Origin of the sequence: uncultured Umboniibacter sp. (genome assembly GCF_947497555.1) — a bacterium.
In the GTDB taxonomy this organism is placed as follows: Bacteria; Pseudomonadota; Gammaproteobacteria; order Pseudomonadales; family DSM-25080; genus Umboniibacter.
Genome location: NZ_CANMGY010000003.1, coordinates 237399 through 253562 on the forward strand (window position 1 = coordinate 237399; position 16164 = coordinate 253562).

The window sequence follows — 16164 nt, forward strand, 5'->3', positions numbered from 1 at the left end:
GAACTTATAATTCCTTTACTTTGATTCGCAATCCATCTTGATTCACTAAAAACATCGAAGACATCATCCCCGCCTCTATTAACAGCTGATCGCCTTCCTTGAAGGTTGCGTAGCTTCCAGACTCCCGTCGAAAGGTGCGTCCTTGCTCGGTGGCAAAGAAAACCTGCCGCCGAGAATTTCTTCGTACATCACTAACAATAAGCGTTTGTGCGTTAGCTATGACCTCGTCGTAGGCCTCCTGAGCCCTTGCGGCAACAGTCTCATCAACGGTGGCTGCTAGTTGATCATCCTTGGGTTCGGATTGCGTTGGCTGAGTGACTACCTCAGTGGCATCAGCTTGGCTATTGGTGGGAGGCGCGGTAACCGCAGCTGGCGCCACCGGAATCTCTGGTGTGTGATTATCAGCCAGTTTCGGTGCGTCTCCTTCGCTCGTCTCAGCAGGCATTACTTCCGAGGTAAGCGCGGAGGGTTGAAATAAACTATCATAACAGGCCAGTCGGACCAGATCGTCGGCCTCTGTACGACATACCTCGACAGACTGGCTCTGAGCCGGCGAAGACAATAAAAGACTACTTCCTAGAAATGAAACTAAGAGACTACGGCAGTTATGGCCCATGCTACAGGTGCTCCTTCATGTTCAAGAGATTGTTTATGTACTTTCGCGAATCCAACGTCCCTAAACTGCTGGCAGATGGCTTCGGCACCCTTCTCATCTTTGGCAACCTCTACCATCTGACGGAATCTCTCCTTAGAGGCTTCGAAGTCGGGCAGAATTGAGTTAATGCGAAGCTTTCGAGACTTCGTATCGTCACGAATATGCTTAAAATAGAGTAACACTTGGGTTACGAAATCCACAAGAATTGGGTTTCGAGACTCAGGATCAACATTCATTATTTTTGACACTTCATCGTTGACGACTTCCCTAGCGGCTACTGCCTTGGCATTCTGGGGAAGTAATGCAGGATCGCCATGACATTCGTTCAAACAAATATCGATGTCTACGAGTGCTTGAACCACAATCGCCATCACGATGAAATCAAACTCGCTTAAGGCCTTTTCCGACATTTTCGTAATGATTGAGTCGTTATGATGAACCAACAGCTCCACTCGCCCTTCCTTAGTCAAGGACTTTAGTCTAGGGATCGATTGATCTAAGTTACTGTATTCTAGTCCGTAAACGGAAGCGATGATATCAAAGTCATCGCGCGGAAGCGTTGCGAGCTCAATCCCTTGCCGAGCGACTAACTCCACTGAGAAACTGCCATTATCTCTCTTCGTTACAGCGTCAGATACAGCCACATCAGCCGCATCAACGCCTACGTAATGACCTTCAAGGTGAGACTCAAACAACACCGGTAGCAATGATGCATTACCACAACCCACTTCAAGTACGGACAGTGGCGAGGCCGCCTCCGCTATGACATTACGCCACCAGCTATTAATATAACCGCGTGTATAGCCATCTGCATAGTACTCGCCAAACGTAGTGCTATGACCCTTTTGCCAAAAGTTTCCCCATGCATCCATGATTATTCTCCAAAAAAAAAGCCCGCTAATGCGGGCTTTATTTTATATCAATCTAGCAAGTATTAAAGCTCGATTGAGTACTCTACGAAGATAACACGGCCTGTGTTGTCGTACATGTACTCATCAGCTTGCTCGCCGAATTGGTCTAGCAACGGATCTTCATTAAGAATGTTGTTAGCACCAACCTTAACTGTACCGTAGTCGTTGAAAGAGTAACCAACAGAAGCGTTGTGTACCATCCATGCGTCATACTCAGTACCGTTGATTGCGTCTTCAGATTCGCCGATGTAATCAACGTTCCAAGATGCAAATACGCCACCAAGAGTCCACTGGATGAAACCGTTTGAACGCCACTCTGGGAATCCTAGGTCGCCCGCTGCGTTTGCAACGTTGCCCTGACCGAAGTCCTGCTCGTATTCGTAAGTTAAGTAGTAAGAAGAGTTACCACGAATCTCGAACATACCAAAGCCAGTTTCAACCAAGCCACCCAACGAGAAGTCAACCGCTTCACGAGTTAGATCGCCTACTGCGTTCTGGTAACCAGCGCTGATTTCGTCAACTCGGCCGTTTGCAGAACGCATAACTGCTGGGTTACCACCTTGTGAGTAGTAATCAACGTCAAGCATATCCTGAGCAGAAACATACTCAATTGAATCAGAAATGCTTAGGTTAAAGTAGTTAACACCAACGTTCCATGCATCAAAGAAGTTGTAGCTAGCACCTAACGAGAAAGTCTTCGACGTTTCTGCGTCTAGATCTGGGTTAGAACCGATGTAAGTATCAAACTGACGTGAGTTACAGTCAGCTTCTGAGATACCGTTTAGCTGACAGCCGTAGTAGTCAGTTGCAGTTTCAGCAGAGAACGAAGTAACACCGTAAAGATCAGACAAATCTGGAGCACGGAAGCCTTCACCGTATGACGCCTTGATTGTTAAATCAGGAATCATTGAGAAGGTAGCACCCAAACGAGGTGATACAGCGCTACCGAAGTCAGAGTAATCATCGTAACGAACAGCTGCGTCAATATCTAACCAGTCAGTTAGCGGGAAGATTGCTTCAGCAGAAATCGCAGATACATCACGTGCACCTTCTGCAGAGTTACCAGCAGAACCACCAACTAGACCCGCTTCAGACTGACCATCAACAATTGCTGCATAGGAAACTTCGAAAGTTTCTGCGGCAAAGTATGAAGAAGCCATACCACCAGCCATTTCGAACATATCCCACTGAAGACCAACGAACATCTTCTGAAGATTCATTGTGTCATCATTAAGGGTTGTAGCCTTTAGATTAGCAACGTACTGGTCGTAGTCAGTGATATTGTAATTGATGTTGTACTCAAAACCACCATAACTCAGGTAGTAAGTACCAACTGAAACCGACTTGTAGTCAGAGTAGGTGTAGTAAGCTTCGTAAGAAAGTGAATCGTTTAGATCACCGCGAAGACCCATGTTGATGTCGGTCAACGTGTCAGTAACTGTATTATCACGAGTACCGATATCTACCCAACGGAAGTAACCGTTAACGGCTTGGCCATACGGGTTCTTAGGGTCAGATGCAAGTGCCGCACCTGGAGCCGCTGGCGGAGCATAGCGACCAAAAGACTCATTCTGAGCAATGACAGCGTCAGCGAAAAGTTCAACATTATCAGTCAATTCAAATGTAGAGCTAACCCAAGAGTTAATGCGCTCTGAACCAGCACGGTTTGCTGATACGTTAGCGTATGCATAACCACAGTAGAAACCTGTATCTGGACCAAATACTAGATCAGCTTTCATTTCACCTACGAACGAACCATCATCAACACAGTTGCTACCAGGTGTAACTTCCCAAGTGTCACGATCCATTGGATCAAACGCTTGGCCGTTGTAGTCAGGGTTCAACAAAGTGTAACCATAGAAAGATACACCAGCAGTCTCAGCATAACCGGTAATATATCCATCACCGTCCATGTCAGAGTAACGCGCTGCGGTATACTCACGATCCTTATCAAATACTGGATCACGGCTATCATACTCAAGACCAAACGTTACAGAACCACGATCGCCTTTAGCACCAGTCAAGAAAGAGAAACTTTTCTCAACACCGTCATCTTCAGAACGATCACCGTAACGAGCATTGAACTTCATGCCTTCGTAATCAGTCTTAAGAATTACGTTTACAACACCAGCTACAGCGTCAGAACCGTATACTGCCGATGCGCCATCAGCGATGATTTCTAGACGGTCAACCGCAGAGAAAGGAATCATGTTCAAGTTAACTGTACCACCGCCACCAAGTGATGGTGAACCTACGGTACGACGACCGTTGATAAGTACAAGTGTACGTCCAGCGCCAGCACCACGAAGGTCAACTGTCGCATTCGACTGAGCTGAGCTACCAGAAGACTCACGGAATGAACCCAACGAGTTTAGCGTTGACGAACGAAGTGCATCGGCAACTGAGATATCGCCAGAGATCTTCATGTCATCAGCACTAATTGTGATGATTTCCTGAGAATCAGTGTTGGTTGAACGCTGAATACGCGAACCGGTTACAAAGATTTCTTCAACCTGAACCTGTTCTTGCTCTTGTTCAACTACTTCAACTTCCTGAGCAAATGCAGGAAGAGCCACACCAGCCAAGACTGATGCACTAATCGCGTTGCGAATAGCTTTTGTTAAAGGTGCAGTTTTCATTAAATATCCCCCAAATGGTTTTAATTGTTATTACTGCTTCCAGTCACAAATGTAACCGAAACTAATAACAAAAAAAACCTTTTTTTACGTATAACCCCGTAATTATCGTAGTAGTTTTGTGAACACACCCAGCCGAACTATAGTCATCATAAGGAAAACACCCTTCGGAGATTGCGTTTCACTAATGCAAACCGCAGGATTACGAGTCGATACAACGCATGCCGTAGCGGATCATATAATTGATTAGTCCGCTGATGACGATTTTTTCTACAACAGAAATTAGATAACGAGCATGACGAAAGGTTCTTTAATAGCGACTATCGGCAATTGGCAATAACCAAAAGTAGTCGAATTAATAGGGAGTAACCTGATGAACATCAGCACGCAGGAGCGATTTCAGCAACTCGATCAACTCCTACTCCGGCATTGGTCAGCTTGGCAACCCGCCTTCGGCTCCGACGCGAAGCTATGGCTGACAGAAGCCACTTTAACAGCCATTGCACATGAACTTGGGTCGGCAACTCAGCTGACGTCATCGCCACTCCTGCCAATCCAATCCGAGCCACCAGCTGGAACAAAACTGCGCAAATGGCGGCAACTACAGCACTTCAAGGGATGTTTTAATTCATCGGCCGAGACAATTGTTGATTGGTGTTGTGGTATGGGCCACCTATCAGGTCATTTAGCAAGCGACCGTCATGCCGTAATTGGCTTAGAGATCGATTCTTCTCTTATAGCGAGAGCTTCGGCACGCAGCAGCAAAATGACACTATTCCACCAGTGCGATGTCCTCAGCGAAGCCGAGCAATATCTATCCTCCGCACAGTCCATTGTGGCCTTGCACGCATGCGGAGCTCTGCACACTGCGCTAGTTGAGAAGGCCGTCGAGTCGCAGGTCCATGACTTACACTTCTCCCCCTGCTGCTATCACAAACGATTTAATCGAGGTCTTAAGATGCTCTCCCAACCAGCGAGACGATCTCCGCTGGTACTTAACGAGAGAAACATCCAGTTAGCGGTGAGACAATCCGTGACAGCGCCCAAACGGGAACAATTCGCGAGAGAGAAATTACGCCTCTATAGATTGGGCTTTGACGAATGGGTAAAGCGGGAACTAGGAATCGAGCATTACACACACCTACCCAGCACCTCACCAGCAATAGCAACTAAGGGCTTCGCTACCTTTTGCGCATGGGGCGCGAAGCAACGTGTTCCCGAGCTATCAGGAGTAGCGGTGAATGACGAATCGAGGCTGCTTTCCAGCGCTGAGGAGCGGCTTGAGCTTGAAGTGGCCTACGAAGCCCAGTGCGAAGTCTTTCGACGGGCGCTAGAAATCCGACTCTGTTTAGACAACGTACTCTTTCTCGAAGAAAACGGATTTCAAGCCGAACTCATTGAGTTTTGCCCATCATCGATTACACCACGAAACATCATGATTCGAGCATTTCGAGCTTAAGTTAGCGACCGCCGTCGGACACTAACTATTGATTCGAAATGCAATTCACATAACACTGATTCATAAATTACGGGTTACAACGAGGACAGTGATGCCTACCAACACCAATAACATTGACGCAATCTTCCTGCAACAAAAGGCCAACCTTCCTACGCTAAAAGCGCGCAGTGCTGCGGATCGAATCGCAATGTTGCAACGTTTGAAGCGCGCTATCCTTCGCTTTCGTAAAAACATTGTTAAAGCTGGCGCGGAGGATTTTGGCAAGCCTGAAACGGAAGTCGATATCGCCGAGATTATGCCGCTTCTTAGCGAACTTGCTAATACTTCGAAGAACCTTAAGCGCTGGATGAAACCAAAGCGTGTCCGCACCCCCGCCACACTTTTCGGGTCGAGTGGGAAGATCATCTATGAGCCGAAAGGCGCCAGCTTAGTTATTGCGCCTTGGAACTACCCTGTGTTCCTCAGCCTTGGGCCAGTTATCAGCGCCGTAGCTGCCGGCTGCAGCGCGATAATCAAACCATCCGAATTTACTCCGGCACTCAGCGCAGTGATTAGGGAAATCGTAGAGGACGTCTTCGACGTTAACGAGGTTGCCGTGATTGACGGTGAGGTCGAAACCACCACTCAGCTCTTAGCGCTCCCCTTCGATCACATTTTCTTTACCGGCTCGCCCAATGTTGGGAAAGTTGTGATGGCCGCAGCGGCGAAGAACCTAAGTTCGGTAACACTCGAACTTGGCGGCAAATCTCCGGTGATTGTAGATGAAAGTGCAAACGTGAAGGACTGCATCGACAAGCTAGTCTGGGCTAAATTTACCAACAACGGCCAAACCTGCATCGCACCTGACTATCTTCTGGTTCATCGCAGTCATGAGCAGAGTTTTAGCGATAGCCTTTACCAGCGCATTGCCACGGTTTATGGCGCTGATCTAGCGGCACAGCAACAGTCGCCAGACCTTGCTAGGATGGTTAACACTCGTCATTTCGACCGAGTGCAAGCCCTGCTGGTTGAAGCTAAATCGAAGGCCAAAACAATTTTGGGGGGGCATTGTGATGCCGATGACCGATTCATCTCCCCAACTCTCGTAGTGGAGCCCAGTGCGGACTCAAGGATTATGCAAGAGGAAATTTTTGGACCTTTGTTGCCGATACTTTTTTACGATGAACTCAGTGAAGCGCTGAGTATAATCGAACAGCAACCCAAACCACTCGCGCTCTATATTTTTGCTAAAGACAACCGAGTCGTCGATGAGGTCATCAATCGGAGCACTGCGGGCGGCACCTGTATCAACACTTGCCTCCTTCACTTTATTCACTCTAACCTTCCCGTTGGTGGCGTCAATAATAGTGGCATTGGCAAATCTCACGGCCGCTATGGTTTCCTGGCGTTTAGCAATGAACGAGGTGTAGTGAAAGATCATCTATCTCTCAGTAAACAACTTTTCGCACCCTACACTCCCCGTGTTAAAAAAGTCATCCAACTGACCCTGCGGTTCCTCGGTAGGTAGATCGTGGCGACCGCCAACATCGAGAAGAAGCAAGCGCTGCGGCGTCGCCAAATTATGGAGCGAGCCGCCGCCGCATTTAATCAGTTCGGCTACGAAGGTGTTTCCATCGCAAATCTGGCAAGTACTCTGGGCATGCGAAGCAGTAATATCTATTACTACTTCGATACCAAGGAGGTATTACTAAGAGATTGTTACTGCGACTCACTAGATACTTATGCCGCTCAACTAGCGGAGATAAAACAACAGTCTGCAAGCTATCAAGAGATTATTCGCAATTTCTTCAGTTTCCACTTCAGAACCTGGCATGAGGTTCATACGTCAGTAAAACCTCCTCTCGCCATGATTTACGAACAACATCTTTTGTCCCCTGAGGCGGGGCTCCAAGTTAAAACTGCATTTGATTCCGTTCAAATACAGCTAGGAGAATACTTCCAGCAATGTCAAAACAGCGGCCTTCTGCGAGAATTCCCTCATCAAGCGGCAGCCGATTTTCTGCACGCAATATTCGACTGGGGGACAGTTTGGACTAATCGTATTCACTCTCCAGAGCAAATCTCCAAGATTAGTGAGATTAACTCTGATGTTTACCTTAACGGTGTTGCAACACACTATGAATCTCAGCTACTGAGTGAACTCCGCCATCTCGACATCTGCGAGCAGATAATTCAGCGCGCAGCTTCCCTTGAGGGGCAAGCTCCGTCCAAAGATGCCATTAGTTGCGCGGCAACGCGCTTGTTTAATACTCAGGGCTACGAAGCGTCCTCCATTGATAGGATTTGCACCGAAGTGGGCCTCACTAAAGGGGCGTTTTATCACCATTTCAAAGACAAGAACGCACTACTTAAATACGCTTTTCGGCAGGCGTTTACCTTCGATAGATATCTCTACCAAGAAGTCGTTCAGCATGCTAAAAATGGTCTTGATGCCATCAAGCTACTTGTTCAGCTCGATGCAATGACCATCCATAACCAACACATCCAACTACCACTATTTCGTCTAATTAATAAGTTAGCACCCGAGGATATCAGCGTTGCCATTCAAGAAGTTGATGATAATCGTAAAAGATTTATGGAATTCGTTGCCTCGGGAGTCCAAGATGGATCGATGCGCGGCGGCTCTTCTTCGGTCATTGCTCATTGTTACTTTGCACTAAAACAACGAACACTCCGCTTCCCAAATCCCATCGGAAGTTACGCTGAATCAACGTTAGACGAAGCATGGGATATTTTTTTCCACGGAACCCTAAAACGCAATGCCTAAACTTTACGTTGTTCGTCATGGCCACCCACAAAGTAAATGGAATGAAGATCCTGATCCCAGCTTATCTGAGCAAGGTCGTGCGCAGGCTTCAGAGATTATAAAGATCCTTTCAGGTCTATCATTTTCCGAGGTGGTCAGCAGCCCCATGATCCGTGCCGCGGAGACCGCTATGATTGCTGCTGCAGGGCATGATATTAAAACAGAGCAAGCGATTCGTGAGATACCTAGCTATTGGATACCCTCCAGCCAACGACATGACTGGTTGAATAGAGTGCTTCGATCAACATGGGATGAGGTAGAACCCGAAATAAATGTCTGGAGAAACCACCTACTTCATTGGGCCTCGGCCCTAAAAGAGGACACCGTAGCGTTCAGTCACTTTGTCGTCATCAACGCACTCTTATCGGCAGCCACGGATTCCAACACAGTAGTCACTGCGCTTCCGGATCACTGTGCTATCGCCGAATTCGACGTAATTGATGGGCAATTGCATTTCATCGGCATTGACCGAGAGTTAGATAGTGAGATTATGGTTTAGTATCAGCGCGGACATTACCACATCTTGACCTCAAAGCGCCGGTCTAATCGCGGCGCAAAAAATAGCTGACCGGAGGGGAAGTGAGCCTCATATCGGTTCGAAATTCAAGCCTCGACCCCCTTATACTCCCCGCTTTCGTTTCGCCGAAACAATGCCCGGAAGCGCCACGAGCTTCGCCAACACTCTGCCTAGATGGTCTAGCGTCGGCACGACAACAGTCAAGGCTATGTATTTTTCTCCTCCAGACTGATCCGAGGAATAGAGCGCGGCGATATCAACTTTTTCATCGGCCAGCAGCACAGTCATATCTCGCAATAACCCCTCTCGGTCAACTGCTTTAATTTCTATATCTACACGGAATGTTGACGACGCATTATCGGACCATGTAACCGCGACCATTCGGGCAGGTTCCGTTTCCTTTAAACGAAGCGCGTTGGTGCATTCAGCACGGTGAACACCTACTCCCCGACTCACCGTGACGTAGCCCACGATATCATCACCTGGCAGAGGGCTACAGCACGTTGCTAGGTAACTCATCATGCCACCTTCACCCCCTACATAGACCGCCTCTTTGTTGGCCACCGGAGGATTCAAGTTAGCAAGTTTAGAACGAATACCCTCTGCATCTAATGGCCGCTGAGTTCGGTCAGACATTCGCTGTGCGGCCGCCAGAACCTGAGTAAGCTTTAAATCTCCAGCGCCTATCGCGGCACACATCCCAGCTTGATCTTTATAATTCACCAGTCCCGCAAGCTTACGAAGATTTATACCGCTGTTACCCATACGCTTCAGTTCGGCGTCTAGTGCCTGTCGGCCTAGCACTTCATTTTCGTCACGTTCATCATTCTTAAACCAGTGAATGATCTTTGCTCTGGCTCGCGAGGTAGTAATATACCCGGCATCACTCGAGAGCCAATCTCTGCTTGGACGGCCATTCTTCTTGGTTAGAATTTCAACCTGATCACCCGTCTTGAGCGCCTGATTCAATGGGATAATCTTGCCGCCAACCTTTGCACCTTTACAGGTATTCCCTACATCTGAGTGAATTCGATAGGCAAAATCTAGCGCTGTAGCGCCCACTGGAAGGTCAATGACATGCCCGGCTTTCGAGAAGACATAGATTCGATCCGCCTTAACGACGGTAGATAGCTCGCTATTCGCTCCGTCATCGATTTCATCGTGCCAATCCAGAACCTGTCGCAACCACTCCAACTTACTTTCGTAGGAGCTCTTGGTATTCTCAACATCCGTCCCTTTGTACTTCCAGTGAGCACAAACGCCCAGCTCAGCTTCGTTATGCATGGCTCGCGTTCGGATCTGCACCTCCATCGTCTTTTGATGAGGACCGAAAACCGCGGTGTGCAGACTACGATAACCATTGGCCTTAGGGTTAGTAATGTAGTCATCAAATTGTTGTGGGATATGATTATACAGCGAGTGAATGACCCCCAGCGCGGTATAACAGTCGGCTAGCTCGTCAACTAAGATGCGAAAAGCGCGAATGTCGAATAACTGCCCAAAGGTATAGTCCTTGATCTGCATTTTTCGCCAAATACTATAGATATGTTTAGCACGGCCCGTAACCTCTGCGTTCCTAACCCCAACTGCCGCCAGCGCCGCTTCAATTTGCTGCTTTGCCTCAAGGATGAATTGATCTCGATCGATGCGACGTTCATCAAGTTGCTTAGCCACGGAGGCATACTCGTCGGGTTTCAGATAGCGAAAGCTTAAATCTTCTAATTCCCACTTTATGTGGCCGATACCCAGCCGATGCGCCAAGGGGGCATAAATCTCTGACACCTCAATGGCAATTTGACTCCGTCGATCAGGATGGTTCTTAACGGCTCGAATTGCGCAGGTACGCTCGGCTAGTTTTATCAGTGCCACCCGAACGTCATCCGTTAAAGCCACCAACATTTTTCGTACGTTATCTTTCTGGTTAAGATGTGCAGCATCTCCGCCGGAGGCTTGACGCCTCGAACGCGATACTGCCGCCATCATCAAGGTACCGGATACCAGCTCCGCTACGTCACGCCCCAAACTATCTTCTATGTCACTAAGCGAAACAAAATCTTCCCTCACCGCTCGGTAGACCAACGCTGCCGTCACGGAGGCCTCATCAAGCTCCAACTCAATTAGAATCTGCGCCATTTCAACGCCAATCTCTAAACAACTCAGATTGGCCTGCCATTCACTGGGTGTCGGGATAGCTCGCAACATCGCTATGGCCTGATCAATTCGCGTTACGGAGAGAAGATCTCTGCTTTTTACGTAGTCCAGCCATTGATCGATATCAATATTGCCTGACTCCGAACGAATCAACGTAGGACGAACCTGAACCATTACACTAATCTACCTTCCAGACGGGGGTTTGTTTCTATAAATTGGAGCCTAGCCGGTTTGCAAGCGCTAACTATATTTTTACAGCTCGCAATTGTTGAACTATGCTCACTTCTTAATTGTAAAATAGATACTAAACTTATGAGTCATCACAGTGTGTATTCTCGCTGCGGTCAATACCGGTTTGCCCACTGGTATTCTTGGGACAATCAGCTGCCATCGATAAATTTTATCGGTCTCAACCCTAGCGACCTTGACGCCGCGGATGAGCCAGTGATCAAACGTTATGTCGAGCTGGCTAAGCGCTGGGGCTTTGGCGCTATTTCCGTTGCCAATCTATTTGCCTACCGCTGTGCCAATCCTCTTCGCCTTGAGAGCCATGCGCCTTCCGTTGACGAAAACAATAATGGTTGGCTTAAGAGCCTACATGTTGATGCGGATATTAGCGTAGCCGCATGGGGCACTCACGGACAGTTAAGTCACCGTGCAGACTGGGCCGTAAGAAACCTCGTCAACCTCTCCTGTTTGGATATTAACGCGAGCGGTCAACCGAGTCATCCACTTCTAATCTCAGTGACAGCGACCATCAAACCTCTTCGACAAACCGTCTATTTCAACCAAACTGAACCAAGCTTACAAAAACGAGCGTAAGTGCCTATCAAGACAGTAAAGATCAGTTAGAATATCATGACTAACTGAATACTTTTTTCCCCTTACCTCAGGTTGATACCTTACATTATGCGCGCAAATTTATTGATAAGCTTTACCATTCTGCTCTCGGGGCTAGCTTTCTCCTCTAATTCGTTAGCCCAACGTCCGGCAACTGCAATTGTTCAACCCATCGTATTTGCGCCGAAAACCGAACGATTGGAATTGACAGGCACCATTGAATCGTCGAATTCAGTGGAGATTTTTCCCGCTGTAGGCGACGTGGTAACCCATGTTTACTTCGAAGCGGGTGACGAGGTTGAGACAGGGTCACCACTGATCCAACTCAATAATCGCCGCGAGCAAGTTGCATTGGAGCTCGCTGAGATCAATCTTCGCGACACTCAACGGCGATTAGATAGACTACAGACTATTCATTCACAAGCCGCCGCTTCGCAGCAGGAGTTAGATGCAGCCATCTTGACACGAGACCTTGCTGCCAACCGCTTAGCTCAGGCTCAGGTTGAACTAGACGAGCATACTGTCATCGCTCCCATTACAGGCATTGCTGGACTTAGTGACGTCCGTGTTGGCGACCGAATAACGCCCAGCACAACGATCACAACGCTTGATGACCTCGATCACTTATTCGTTCTTATTCGTATCCCTGAATCGTTAACTCCCACCTTAAGTAAGGGCCAAACCTTCACCCTTAGCACTTGGGGAGATCAGACCACGTCCATCATCGGTACCGTTACCGACTTAGACTCACGGGTTGATCCGGTTACTCGTACGCTCAAAATTCGCCTAGCTATCGAAAATGTTGACGGGTTGCTTCGCCCTGGGATGAGCCTCAAAGCCGACCATCTTACCCAGGGACAGAGTTATGCCAGTATTCCCGAGGCCGCGTTACTGTGGGGTGCTAGCGGTGCGTACTTATGGACGTTAGACAGTGAGAGCAAAGCACAGCGTCGAAATGTGGAGATCGTTCAACGCCAAACCGGAGTGATTTTAGTTGAAGGCGACTTACAAGTCGGCGAGCAACTGATTGTCGAGGGGGTTCAGCGCCTGCGCTCTAACCAATTAATTACCGTGGTGGAGCAACCATGAGCGACTCAATCCACCAATCAACCAACGATATCGCCTCGTTATCGGTTCGCCGCCCGGTGTTGGTTACCGTATTGAATCTACTGATAATGGTAGCGGGCTTCGCCGCGCTATTTGGTGTCGAGGTTCGTGAATTACCAGACGTAGACCGCCCTGTTGTGACCGTGAGGGCCGTTTTACCTGGAGCTTCGCCAGAAACCGTAGATGCCGAAGTGACCAGTCACCTAGAAGCGGCTGCTACGCGGGTGAGTGGTGTGAAGAACATTCGTTCTCAAAGTGAAGAAAATACCACACGTATCGTTATCGAGTTCCAACCGAATGTAAACCTTGATGCTGCTGCTAGCGAGGTTCGCGAGGCGGTTAGCCGGGCACGTCGTCAGCTGCCCGATGCGGTGGAAAATGTTTCTGTAATTAAAGCAGATAGCGACGCCGACCCCGTCGTAAATCTCGCCGTCGCCAGCGACACGTTAAGCCGTGAAGCCTTAACGCGTAGAGTGGAAACAGATATTGCTCCGCGTTTGATTAGTATCGAAGGTGTTGCCGACGTTCAGTTACGCGGCGATAGCGAACAAGTCCTCATTGTATCCATTGATCCATTAAGACTCTCATCATTCGGGATCTCAATCCTCGACGTTCGTCGAGCCATTGCAGATGCTCCGTTTGATATTCCCGCGGGAAGCTTTCGTTCAGTTGATCAACAGCTCATTATTCGTGCCGATGCCACCGCGGATAATGCCAAATTAGTTGAAGAACTTGTGATCCGTGACGAGACTCGTATCGGCGATGTTGCCAACGTCTACTTCGGCCCAGCTGACGTTGAGAGCTTGGTCCGTTTAGACGGAAAAGCTGTTATCGGTGTGGGTGTTATTCGTCAGGCAAGATCCAATACGATCAATATTTCTGACAAAGTACTCGCTCTTGCCAAGGCCTTAGACCAACAATATCCAGATTTAGAAGTGCGCGTAACCTCTGACGAAGCACTATTCATCAGACAATCTGTGAGTGAAGTCGTCAGTACCTTGCTACTAACGGTCGTCATGGTGGTCTTCACATTGTGGCTGTTTATTGGCTCGTTTCGTACCACTATCGTACCAGCCCTATCTATTCCCGTTGCCTTGGTAGGATCGGTCGCAATCATTTGGTTACTCGGGTTTTCTATTAACATCTTAACCCTGCTAGCACTCGTTCTTGCAACCGGACTTATTGTTGATGATGCTATCGTAGTCGTAGAGAATATTCAGCGTCATCGCGCGCTGGGAGAGGGACGAAGAGCCGCAGCCGTCTTCGGCAGTAGAGAGGTATTCTTCGCTGTGGTGGCTACCACCGCGGTGCTTGCTTCCGTATTTCTGCCCATCGCCTTTATGCCGTCAACAGCCGGTCGACTCTTTCGAGAATTTGGTGCGGTTCTCGCCTGCGCCGTTATCATTTCCAGTATCGTCGCCCTGACGCTAGTTCCCGCTTTCGCCGCGAAGCTTCCATTGCGCAAGATTGCCAGTACACAATCACTCAGCCGCAGAGCGCGGTTAGGGTCTGTCCTGAAGAATTTCTACAGTCAGTCTCTGGATACCTGCCTGCGCCATCGCTTTAAAGTATTATTCCTTTCAGTGGTCGCTGCTAGTGCAGCAGCCTCTTCCTACCTCACTATTGACAATGAACTGCTTCCAGTCGAGGACCGAGGAGTCATCCGCGCGTTCGCAACCGGGCCCGATGGTGTTGGCCTCAACTTTATGAATCGCCAGGCAGTGCAGATGGAAGCCATTCTGCAGCCCTACGTCGACAACGGCCAAATTGATTCCCTGTTCACCGTTGTAGGACAATGGGATCCGAACCGCGTACTCATCACTGCTCCACTCAAGCCATGGAACGAGCGGGACTATAGCCAACAGGAGTTGATCGAAGAACTGCGAGGCCCGCTGGGAAGTATTGCTGGCGCTCCCGCGCGGGTATGGAGTTCAAATAGTTTGAACTTGCGTGGTCAAGGTGGCGGTATGGAGTTCGCGATTACCGGTGAGGATCACCCAAGTATCTATGAGCAAACCCGTTTAGTCGTGGATGCATTGGAAGAACAGATTCCCAATCTGTCCGATGTCGAAATTAAATATCAAGCAACACAGCCTCAGGTTAGGCTCAAAATTGACCGTCAACGTGCTTCAAGCTTGGGTGTTCCGCTTAACGCCATTGCCACTACCTTGCGTGTTGCCGTGAACGGCGACGACGTAGTGGACCTGAATGTGGGTGATCAATCCATCCCCATTATTTTACGTTCTAGCCGCTCCGCAGTGAATAGCCCTTCAGACCTTAATAATCTTTACGTAGCCAGTGATTCGGGGGCGATGATCCCAATGAGCTCACTCACGTCGTTTGTGGAAGAGGGTGTTGCGGCCGAGCTAGAACGTCACGCTCAACGTCGCGGTATTCGCGTTGAACTTGGCGTGGAGGAGCTCACGATGCAGCAGATGATGGACATCGTTTCTGATACCACCGCCGAAATACTTCCGCCTGAGTATGGCTTAGTCTTTTTGGGTGAAGCAGCAGCCTTGGAGGAGACCAGCAATGAAGTTGCCTTAACCTACGCACTGGCATTATTGGTCGTTTTCTTGGTACTCGCGGCACAGTTTGAGAGTGTAAATAGCGCTGTAGTTGTGATGCTTACCGTTCCTTTTGGTATTGCGGCAGCCGTGTTATCCCTTTACCTCACCAACACCAGCTTTAATATCTATTCACAAATTGGCTTAGTAATGCTCATTGGCCTGATCGCGAAAAATGCAATTCTCATCGTAGAATTTGCCGACCAGCTCAGGGATAGGGGATACACGGTTGCGGATGCTGTCCGAGAAGCTGCTGCGGTAAGATTACGCCCAATTATGATGACTTTGCTTTCCACGATTCTTGGGGCATTACCATTGATTCTCTCTACAGGCGCCGGAGCCGAAGCGAGAAACGCTATTGGCTGGGTAGTCTTCGGTGGCCTAGCCATGGCCGCGGTATTTACGCTCTATGTAACCCCCATTTTCTATAGCTATATCGCACCGCTTGCTAAATCTCGCTCCTATGAGACGCAAGAACTTATGAGCGAACTAAGTAAAGGGCCTAGGAGCTAATT

The 16164-nt window shown here is 48.7% G+C and carries 11 protein-coding genes; 7 read left to right on the forward strand and 4 right to left on the reverse strand.

Going from position 1 to position 16164, the window contains the following annotated elements; translation table 11 throughout:
- Positions 1-4: 4 nt before the first annotated feature.
- From Q0698_RS05935 to Q0698_RS05945, 3 genes are all read right to left on the reverse strand, one after another.
- Positions 5-616 (reverse strand): hypothetical protein, encoded by a 612-nt coding sequence (locus tag Q0698_RS05935; RefSeq protein ID WP_298634795.1) that lies wholly within the window; start codon positions 614-616, stop codon positions 5-7.
- On the reverse strand, positions 589-1527 hold the full coding sequence (locus Q0698_RS05940; RefSeq protein ID WP_298634694.1) for a class I SAM-dependent methyltransferase: 939 nt from the start codon (positions 1525-1527) through the stop codon (positions 589-591). Before Q0698_RS05940 ends, Q0698_RS05935 begins: the two co-directional genes overlap by 28 nt.
- A gap of 62 nt (positions 1528-1589) precedes the next feature.
- Positions 1590-4205: a TonB-dependent receptor gene (locus tag Q0698_RS05945; RefSeq protein WP_298634696.1), complete on the reverse strand. Its 2616-nt coding sequence runs from the start codon at positions 4203-4205 to the stop codon at positions 1590-1592.
- Between the two features lie 370 nt (positions 4206-4575).
- Between Q0698_RS05945 and Q0698_RS05950 the strand changes: the two genes are divergently transcribed.
- From Q0698_RS05950 to Q0698_RS05965, 4 genes are all read left to right on the forward strand, one after another.
- Positions 4576-5661, forward strand: coding sequence for a methyltransferase (locus tag Q0698_RS05950; RefSeq protein ID WP_298634698.1), 1086 nt, complete (start codon positions 4576-4578; stop codon positions 5659-5661).
- A 91-nt stretch (positions 5662-5752) separates the two neighbouring features.
- Entirely contained in the window at positions 5753-7168 is a 1416-nt protein-coding gene (locus Q0698_RS05955) for an aldehyde dehydrogenase family protein (RefSeq protein ID WP_298634700.1), read from the forward strand.
- Between the two features lie 3 nt (positions 7169-7171).
- Positions 7172-8428, forward strand: a complete 1257-nt coding sequence (locus Q0698_RS05960) for a TetR/AcrR family transcriptional regulator (protein WP_298634702.1) — start codon at positions 7172-7174, stop codon at positions 8426-8428.
- Positions 8421-8966 carry a histidine phosphatase family protein gene (locus tag Q0698_RS05965; RefSeq protein WP_298634703.1) on the forward strand — a complete coding sequence of 182 codons (546 nt, stop codon included), beginning with the start codon at positions 8421-8423 and terminating at the stop codon, positions 8964-8966. Before Q0698_RS05960 ends, Q0698_RS05965 begins: the two co-directional genes overlap by 8 nt.
- Before the next feature lie 120 nt (positions 8967-9086).
- Here Q0698_RS05965 and Q0698_RS05970 read toward each other — a convergent pair whose 3' ends face one another.
- A complete protein-coding gene (locus tag Q0698_RS05970; protein WP_298634705.1) occupies positions 9087-11309 on the reverse strand; it encodes a bifunctional (p)ppGpp synthetase/guanosine-3',5'-bis(diphosphate) 3'-pyrophosphohydrolase in 2223 nt (740 codons plus the stop codon).
- 138 nt (positions 11310-11447) lie between these two features.
- Here Q0698_RS05970 and Q0698_RS05975 point away from each other — a divergent pair, with 138 nt between their 5' ends.
- From Q0698_RS05975 to Q0698_RS05985, 3 genes are all read left to right on the forward strand, one after another.
- On the forward strand, positions 11448-11957 hold the full coding sequence (locus Q0698_RS05975) for a DUF1643 domain-containing protein (RefSeq protein ID WP_298634708.1): 510 nt from the start codon (positions 11448-11450) through the stop codon (positions 11955-11957).
- Positions 11958-12044: 87 nt separating this feature from the next.
- The gene (locus tag Q0698_RS05980) at positions 12045-13064 is read left to right on the forward strand and encodes an efflux RND transporter periplasmic adaptor subunit (protein ID WP_298634710.1); all 1020 of its coding nucleotides are present in this window, start codon (positions 12045-12047) and stop codon (positions 13062-13064) included.
- A complete protein-coding gene (locus Q0698_RS05985) occupies positions 13061-16162 on the forward strand; it encodes an efflux RND transporter permease subunit (protein WP_298634712.1) in 3102 nt (1033 codons plus the stop codon). Before Q0698_RS05980 ends, Q0698_RS05985 begins: the two co-directional genes overlap by 4 nt.
- Positions 16163-16164 lie beyond the last annotated feature (2 nt).